Genomic DNA, 7,469 nt, shown 5'->3' with positions numbered 1-7,469 from the left:
CGCCGGGTACGGGCCGACCCCGGCGGCGCGGGCCGGCACGAGGTGGCCCAGGTCCAGCCGGCGGGTCATGTGATGCGCCGTTCGATCCCGTCGAGCAGCAGCGCCAGGCCGAACTCGAAGCCGTCGCCGGAACGGCTGTCGTGCCCCGGTACTCAAAATGGCCATGAAGGTAGGGTAGTGATGCTGCCGGCTCGTTGGGGCCCGTGATGCGCGGCCCACCGCCGACCGCCGGCATCCACGGGTGCCGCACCCCACGCCGCGCCGGTCCGGTGGGCAGCCGTCACGCGCCGACAACCTGGGAGCCGCCTGACGTTTCCCGGCGTGCACTGTACTGCCGCCTCTCCACGGAGTGCAGCCCACCCGGCGGGCTCTTTCCTCCGGCCCGGCCGGCGCTTCACCGAAGTGCGGCCCACCTGACGGGCTCTTCAGGCGGCCCGGCCGGCCGCCGGCTCGAACCGGATGTCGTGGTCGGTCTCCGGCGCGGCGAAGGCCAGCAGCTTGAGCCCCTCGGCCTGCAGCGCCGCACGGTCCGCCTTGGACAGCCGCCCGAACGGGCTGACCTGCAGCACCGACTCGTCGCGCTGCCGCTGCAACCGCCACGTGCCGGCCACAAACCCGTCGAGCAGGAACGTGCCCGGGATCAGCCCGTTGGGCGTGAAGATCCGCTTGCGGTGCTCCTCACTGATGATCCGGCTCCGGTCGGCATAGGACAGCAGCATGTTTTCGAACTCGGCCACGAACCGGGCCGGCGCGGTCACATCGGCCGACGGGCGTGGCGCCTCGGGCAGGTCGAACAGCTCCACCCCCTGCTCGTCGCGGAACACCCGCAGCCGCGGCCGCAGCTGCTCCATCGGCTCCTTGAGCCGGGTCACCCCCGCCCACGTCTGCACATCCCTCACACTGGCCGGCCCGAACCCGGCCAGATAGCGCAGGATCAGCTCCTGCCCGCCGGCATCCGTCCGAAGTGCACGCCCCAGCCACTGCTCGGCGGAGGTGTGCGCGGCCTGCCCGCTGAACCCCCACAACCCCCGCGGAGGCACCTGCACCAGCGGCACCCACGTGCGCACCACCATCGCCAGCATGTGCGGATCACGGCCGGCGAACCGCTGCGCCAGCTGCTCACCCAGCTCGGCGAACGTCATCGGCTTGGCCTCCACCAGCGTGCGCCCCGCCGCGGCCACCGCCGCCACGTCAAGCCCGTCGGCCAGCTTGCGGTAGCCGGACCCGAACCCCCGCTCATGCATCACCTGCACCAGCGGCCGCAAAAACAGGCAGTCACCCGCGGTCACCAGGTGGATCGTCGAGCGCATCAGCGCGATGCGCACCACCTCACGCTCCTGCACCAGCTTGATCAGATCGTCCTGGTGGAACCCCTCCAGCCGCGCCCACAGCCCGAAGTAGGGCGGGTTGGGCGCCTGCGCCTGCATGCCCACGACCCGCTCCAGCGCCTCGGCCACCGGCACACTCCAGCGGCGCAGCAGCAGCTGCCGCTCCAAGGTCGCGCGGTTGAGCTCGCGCCGGCTCAAAACATCGGCTGCCATGCCACGCAACCTACCCGAGCCGTACGACACCCGCCCTCAAGCACCACTTCAGGCACCGGCACACCCGCCCGGCGCCCTGGGTAAATTGATGCGGTGACCACCTGGAGCCGCGGTATCGTGCCCGCCTTGCTGGCGCTGCTGGCCATCGCCGCCATGCTCGGCCACAAACATGTCCCCAACAGCCCCGGCAACCTCGGCAGCCTGCTGGAAACCTTCCTGCCCTGGCTCGGCCTGAGCATCCCGCTGCTGGCCGCCGCGGCCCTGTGGCGCCGCTCGGCCACCGCCGCCCTGGCCGCCGCCCTCACCACGGTCGTGTGGCTCGGCCTGTTCGGCCACCTCGTCGTGCCCGGCAAGGGCGGCGGCGACCACGACCTGCGGGTGCTCACCCACAACATCGGCGCGTCCAATCCCGACCCCGACGGCACCGCCGCCGTCCTGCTCGCCGCCGAACCCGACATCATCGCCCTGCAGGAACTCACCGACGACGACCTGGCCACCTTCGGCCGGCTGCTGCGCGCCCGCTACCCGCACCACATCGACTCCGGCACCGTCGCCCTGTGGAGCCGCCACCCGCTGCGCGCCGGCGAACAGGTCGACATCGGCATCGGCTGGCCCCGCGCCCTGCGCGCCGAGGCGCAAACCCCCGCCGGGCCCGTCGCCGTCTACGTCGCCCACCTGGCCTCGGTGCGCGTCAGCCCCGGCGAAGGGTTCAGCTCCGCCCGGCGCAACACCACCGTCACCCAGCTCGGCGAGCGCATCGCCGCCGAAAAACTGGCCCGCGTCATCGTCATGGGCGACTTCAACGGCACCGCCTACGACCGCGAGCTCGCCCCGCTGACCTACGGACTGACCTCAGCACATGCCGAAGGCGGCTGGGGATTCGGCTTCTCCTGGCCCGCCGGATTCCCCATGGCTCGCATCGACCACATCCTCATCCGCGGCGTCACCGCCACCGACGCCCGCGTCCTGCCCGCCACCGCCAGCGACCACCGGCCCGTGGCCGCCGACCTCAAACTGGCTCGATAACCCGCCACCATTGCTTCTTGCCCACATCGCGGACCACCACGCCCAGCTTCACCAGCTCCTCGCGCAGCTCCGCCGCATCCTCCTTGTGACCCTTGTCCAAAGCCGACGCCCGCGCCTTGAGCACCGCGTTGGCGCTGCCCGACAACGCCGGATCGCCCTCCACCCACCGCCGGTACCGCCCCGCAAAAGGATCACCGTCCAGCCAGGCGAACCCGTGCGCCCCGAACGCCTCCCGCAGCAGCCCACCGTCCAGATCGGACTTCTCCCGGGCCAGTTCCTCACCCGAGGCACCCAGCAGCACCAGCTCCTTGCCGTCGACGAACACCCCCCGCACCGCGGCCGCCGACAGCTCCCGCTCCTTATCGCCCCGCCTGAGCCCCACCGACTCGCGCGACACCGACACCCTGAGACTGTCCTCCCACGCCAGCAACGCCAGCACCAGCCCCGCCACCACACCCACAGCCACCGGCACGATGGTGAACCACGGCTCGTGCATCTTGGTCAGCAGCTTGAACGGCCCTTGCCAGGGTGCCCACTCCAGACCCACTATCCATCTTGAAACCAATTTCAGCAGGTACCCCAACAGCGCCCCGGCGATGGGAAACCCCAGCCACACCAGCACACGCACCCACACCGGGTCCCTGACAACGGTCGGCCCGGTCGGTGTCATTTCACCCTCTTCGTCGTGCGGGCAATGATCGGCTCATACTCCGGGTGTTTGTCGAGCCACTTGACCAGGTACGGGCACATCGGCACCACCGTGCGCCCCCTGGCCTTCGCGTCCTCCATCACCGCCCGCGCCAGCGCCGACCCCACGCCCTGCCCCTGGAACGCCTGTTTCACCTCGGTGTGCGTGTACACGATCACGCTGCCCGTCACCTGATAGGTCACAAACCCGGCCGGCTGCCCGTCGTCGTCGCGGGCCTCGAACCGCTCCAACTCCGGAGCGTCCCTCACATCGATCCCCATTCGGCGAAGGCTACTCGAAGCCCGGCGCGCGGATCACCGCGGCCAAACGGCTCGACGGATGCCGGTCCCAACTCCGGCGGCGACCGGCCATAGCCCTCCGCCGCGCGTGGATCCTCATGACCCGGCGCATGTCGCACGTCGCACAGGGGGAGTGCCGGCCGCAAGCCCGCCCACCGCATACGTCGCCCGCATCGAGCGCAGCGCAACGATGAACCCTGAACCAGAACCGTGCTCGGGGAGTCGTCGCCGCACTGACAGCCGACGAGAAACGATCTTCTGCTGACACGGATCGAGAAAGACGGCACCGGGTCGAGACGGCTCAGGACGCCAGCCGACGCGTGGACAACCAATCCCTGACCGTCCGGCAACGCCTGTTACACCATAACAGTCATTATGGTGTAGCCGGATTCCGAAGAATCGTCGGGTCCGCCGAGCTTTGGAGAATTATTGAATTGCTGTTTTTGTAATCCGTTAATCGGTGGTGTCGGCATGAGAGGCCGAGACCGGCGGGCGGTATGTTGGGATCATGTCGCTGGATGCCTTCGGGTCTGTCGGCTTTGGTGCGTTGGCCGGATCTGAGCCGCAATACGCGTCCTTTGTCGAGGCGTGGCTGGCCAACCGCCGCCTGTCGGCGAACACTCGCGAGGCGTACAGACGCGATGTCGCCAACTTCCTCGCATGGTGCCTGGACGGCGGCATCGATCCGCTGCAGGCGATGTTCACGCACGTCAACACCTACGCGCGGCATCTCGAACAGCAGATCGACGTGCGGACCGGACGGCCGCTGACGCCGGCCACCGTGGCGCGGAAGCTATCCGGGCTGTCCAGCTGGTACGACTTTATGATCAAACTTGGTGTGGTCGGCACCAATCCGGTCGCCGGGGCGGACCGGCCCTATGTGTCGCGAGACCACTCCGCCACGGTCGGGATGTCCCCGTCGGAGGTTGACGCGCTGCTGTACACGGCCGCGCTCGACTCGGCCCGGGCGCATGCCATCGTGACGCTGCTGGCCGATCTGGGCTTGCGGGTCGGAGAGCTGGTGGCCCTTGACATCGCCGACCTGGGGCACGAGCGCGGGCATCGCACGGTGCGCTTCCACGCCAAAGGCGGCAAGCAGCGGCGGCGCGCGTTGGCCCCGGGCACGGCGGAGGCCGTCGACAGTTATCTTCGTCAGCGCGGCGAGCGGGCCGGGGTCGCACCCGAAGAGCTCAGCGGCCCGCTGTTCGTCACGGACAAGGGCCGGCCCGTCGACCGTCACGCCATCTTCCGGCTGGTGCGCCGGCTTGCCGAGAAGGCGGGGATCCCCTCGGCCGCCAAGTTGTCGCCGCACTCGTTGCGGCACGCCTTCGCCACGACCGCCCGTGCCGAGGGTGTGCCGTTGGAGGACGTGCAGGACGCGATGGGTCACGCCGACCCCCGGACGACCCGCAGGTATGACCGTGACCGGCACAACCTCGACCGCGATCCGTCGTATGCGATCTGGGCCGCCCGGGCGCGACGCGCGCCGTAGCGATGCCCTGTTCGCGACGCTGTCCAGCCGTCAGGGGCGGGGTTTCGCCGGTTCCCTTTTTGCGGTACGCCGTCGCGGCGCGGTGCCCGTGCCGCGCGTGTTGAGCCGGGCCGAGCGGGCGCCCTCGGCCATCGCGGCGTTCTAGCCCTCGTATCGGGCGGTGAGTTCGGCGCCGATGCGGGCCAGTTCACTTTGGACGGATTCGGGTTCGACGACGTCGACCGTGGTGCCCCAGCCGGCGAGATTGCGGGCGATGTCGCGTGGGGTGGGCGCGCCGAGCCGGACCCGGGCCCGCCCGTCGGCGTGTGGTTGCGGGTCGGTGTGGCAGTGCCGCCCGAAGTGGCCGCGCAGGATGGGCACGTATCGCGGGTCGATGAGCACGGTGGCCCAGGTGCGGGAGCGTTTCTGCTCGACTTCGCCGACGATGTGCTGCCAGGCTTCGGCGAGGGTGAAGTCGTCGGGCCGTTGCGCGGGCTGGTCGGTGGGTGCGGCGTCGGCGATGCGGTCGAGGCGGAAGGTGCGCTGCCCGGCCGGTGTGCCGGCGATGAGGTACCAGATGTCGTCCTTGTCGACCAGGCCCCACGGGTCGACGAGCCGCTCGGTTTGCTGTTTGGCGCCGTTGGTGTAGTTCAGGCGGACCTTGCGCCGGGCGATGACGGCGGTCTGCAGCAGGTCGACCAGGGGCGGGCGGGGCCGGTCCCGCTCCCCCCATCGAGTGGGGTCGATCGTTGTCGCGGTGGCGGCGGCCTCGGCGTCGGCGCGGAAGGTGTGTGGCAGGGCGCGCACGAGTTTGCGCAGCGCGGATTTGGCGGGGTCGGACACGGCGGCGGGCCCGGCGAGCAGGAACAGGGCGCGTGCCTCGGTGGCGGACAGTCCGGTCAGGTCGGTGCGGGCGCCGCCGACCAGTGCCCAGCCGCCGCCGCGGCCGGGTTGCGGGTAGACCGGGATGCCGGCGGCGGACAGGGCTTCCAGGTCGCGGCGGGCGGTGGCCACGGAGGTTTCCAGTTCGCGGGCGAGTTCGGCGGCGGTGACCCGGCCGCGGGACTGCAGGATCAGCAGTGCGGCCACGAGCCGGTCGGCGCGCATCGTTCCCCCTCTCCCCCGGCGCTGTCTCCGGGACGCCGGTTGACCGTGAAGTTTGTGCGGCGACCCGCCGCCGGACATGGACGCAAGTTCGTGATCGACCGGTGGAAAGTGGTCGGTTGGTGAGCACTTTAGCGTGGACGATGGGGGCATGGAGACGTTCGAGGGTGTGGGTGAGTTCGAGGCGTGGCTGGGCGAGCATCACGCCACCGAGACCGAGGTGTGGCTGCGGATCGCCAAGGAGGGTGCGCGCGGGGCGACGCTGAGCATCGGCGAGGCCCTGGACGTGGCGCTGTGTTTCGGGTGGATCGACAGCCAGCGCAGGTCCTATGACGACAGTTTCTACGCGCAGCGGTATTCGCCGCGGCGGCCGGGCAGCCAGTGGTCACGGGTCAATGTGGACAGGGCCCAGCGGCTGATCGCGCAGGGGCGCATGCGCGAGCCGGGTCTGGCGCAGGTGGCGTCGGCCAAGGCCGACGGGCGGTGGGACGCGGCGTACGCGTCGCAGGCCACGGCCGAGGTGCCCGAGGATCTGTTGGCGGCCCTGCGGGCACACCCGGCCGCCGCGCGGGCGTTCGACGCACTGGGCAAAACGCAGCGGTACCAAATCATTCTGGGTTTGCTGAAGGCCAAGTCGGCCCGGACGAGAGCGGCGCGGCTGGCCAAGGCGATCACTACCCTCGACCACTGACGAATCGCGTCCAGCTTCTCCCGATTCCAGTAGATTTATGACCGGTGGTGGCGCCGACCTGGGAGGGCGAATCGCGGCCCGGACGCGGGGCGGAGCCTGCCCGACGGCAGCCCGTGAGGCGGCGCCGTTTACGGCTAGCGCGAGAGGAGCAATCATGACCACGAGTGCGGTGAAGTCGCGAAGCGGTCGCGTGACCGGGGAGAACGGGCGGCGGGCGGATGAGGCCGCAGGGACCGGCAGCGAAGCCGTCGAGGAGGTGACCGGCGAGGTCAGCGGGGTCAGCGAATCCGGCGGGCCGCAGGAGGCGCACGCCGAGGTCGGCACCGAGGCCGCCGAGTCCGGTGAGGAGTTCGCCGAGGCCGCACCGGAGGCGCTGGCGCAGGTGGAGGGTGAGGAGTCGGCGACCGGCGATCTGCGCGCCGAGGGTTACGAGCCGCCGGAGGCCGCGGAGGAGAACGAGACCGCCGAGGCGCTGGGGGTGATCCCGGAGGCCGGGACGGCGCTGGGTGGCGGCCAGGAGTTCCTTCCCGTGCTGGCGGGCCTGGCCGCGAAGGTGGCGCCGCTGCTGGCGTCGGCGGCGGGCCCGGGTCTGGCGCGGGCCGTGCAGGGCAGGCTGAGCCCGCGGGCCCAACGGGTGCTGGCCAAGCCG

At 70.7% G+C, this 7,469-nt stretch carries 8 protein-coding genes; 4 read left to right on the top strand and 4 right to left on the bottom strand.

The window, feature by feature from the left end; genetic code table 11:
* Positions 1-425: 425 nt before the first annotated feature.
* Entirely contained in the window at positions 426-1,541 is a 1,116-nt protein-coding gene (locus tag DM816_RS38555) for a winged helix DNA-binding domain-containing protein (RefSeq protein WP_117215433.1), read from the bottom strand.
* Positions 1,542-1,634: 93 nt separating this feature from the next.
* Here DM816_RS38555 and DM816_RS38550 point away from each other — a divergent pair, with 93 nt between their 5' ends.
* Positions 1,635-2,567: an endonuclease/exonuclease/phosphatase family protein gene (locus DM816_RS38550; protein WP_246002612.1), complete on the top strand. Its 933-nt coding sequence runs from the start codon at positions 1,635-1,637 to the stop codon at positions 2,565-2,567.
* Here the strand turns inward: DM816_RS38550 and DM816_RS38545 are convergent.
* The gene (locus tag DM816_RS38545; protein WP_117215432.1) at positions 2,551-3,237 is read right to left on the bottom strand and encodes a YqeB family protein; all 687 of its coding nucleotides are present in this window, start codon (positions 3,235-3,237) and stop codon (positions 2,551-2,553) included. The genes DM816_RS38550 and DM816_RS38545 overlap by 17 nt on opposite strands.
* Positions 3,234-3,536: a GNAT family N-acetyltransferase gene (locus DM816_RS38540; RefSeq protein ID WP_117215431.1), complete on the bottom strand. Its 303-nt coding sequence runs from the start codon at positions 3,534-3,536 to the stop codon at positions 3,234-3,236. Before DM816_RS38540 ends, DM816_RS38545 begins: the two co-directional genes overlap by 4 nt.
* Before the next feature lie 526 nt (positions 3,537-4,062).
* Here DM816_RS38540 and DM816_RS38535 point away from each other — a divergent pair.
* Positions 4,063-5,046 (top strand): tyrosine-type recombinase/integrase, encoded by a 984-nt coding sequence (locus DM816_RS38535; RefSeq protein WP_117215430.1) that lies wholly within the window; start codon positions 4,063-4,065, stop codon positions 5,044-5,046.
* A 141-nt stretch (positions 5,047-5,187) separates the two neighbouring features.
* Here the strand turns inward: DM816_RS38535 and DM816_RS38530 are convergent, their stop codons facing one another.
* A complete protein-coding gene (locus tag DM816_RS38530) occupies positions 5,188-6,132 on the bottom strand; it encodes a helix-turn-helix transcriptional regulator (protein WP_117215429.1) in 945 nt (314 codons plus the stop codon).
* Positions 6,133-6,280: 148 nt separating this feature from the next.
* Here DM816_RS38530 and DM816_RS38525 point away from each other — a divergent pair, with 148 nt between their 5' ends.
* Positions 6,281-6,820: a YdeI/OmpD-associated family protein gene (locus DM816_RS38525; RefSeq protein WP_117215428.1), complete on the top strand. Its 540-nt coding sequence runs from the start codon at positions 6,281-6,283 to the stop codon at positions 6,818-6,820.
* Between the two features lie 154 nt (positions 6,821-6,974).
* Positions 6,975-7,469: hypothetical protein (locus DM816_RS38520; RefSeq protein WP_211589036.1), on the top strand; the 495-nt coding region annotated here is incomplete at its 3' end.

Origin of the sequence: Allorhizocola rhizosphaerae, from assembly GCF_003426775.1 — a bacterium.
GTDB lineage: Bacteria > Actinomycetota > Actinomycetes > Mycobacteriales > Micromonosporaceae > Allorhizocola > Allorhizocola rhizosphaerae.
Note: the sequence above shows the minus strand (reverse complement) of the source record. Positions and strands in the feature narration are given on the sequence as shown.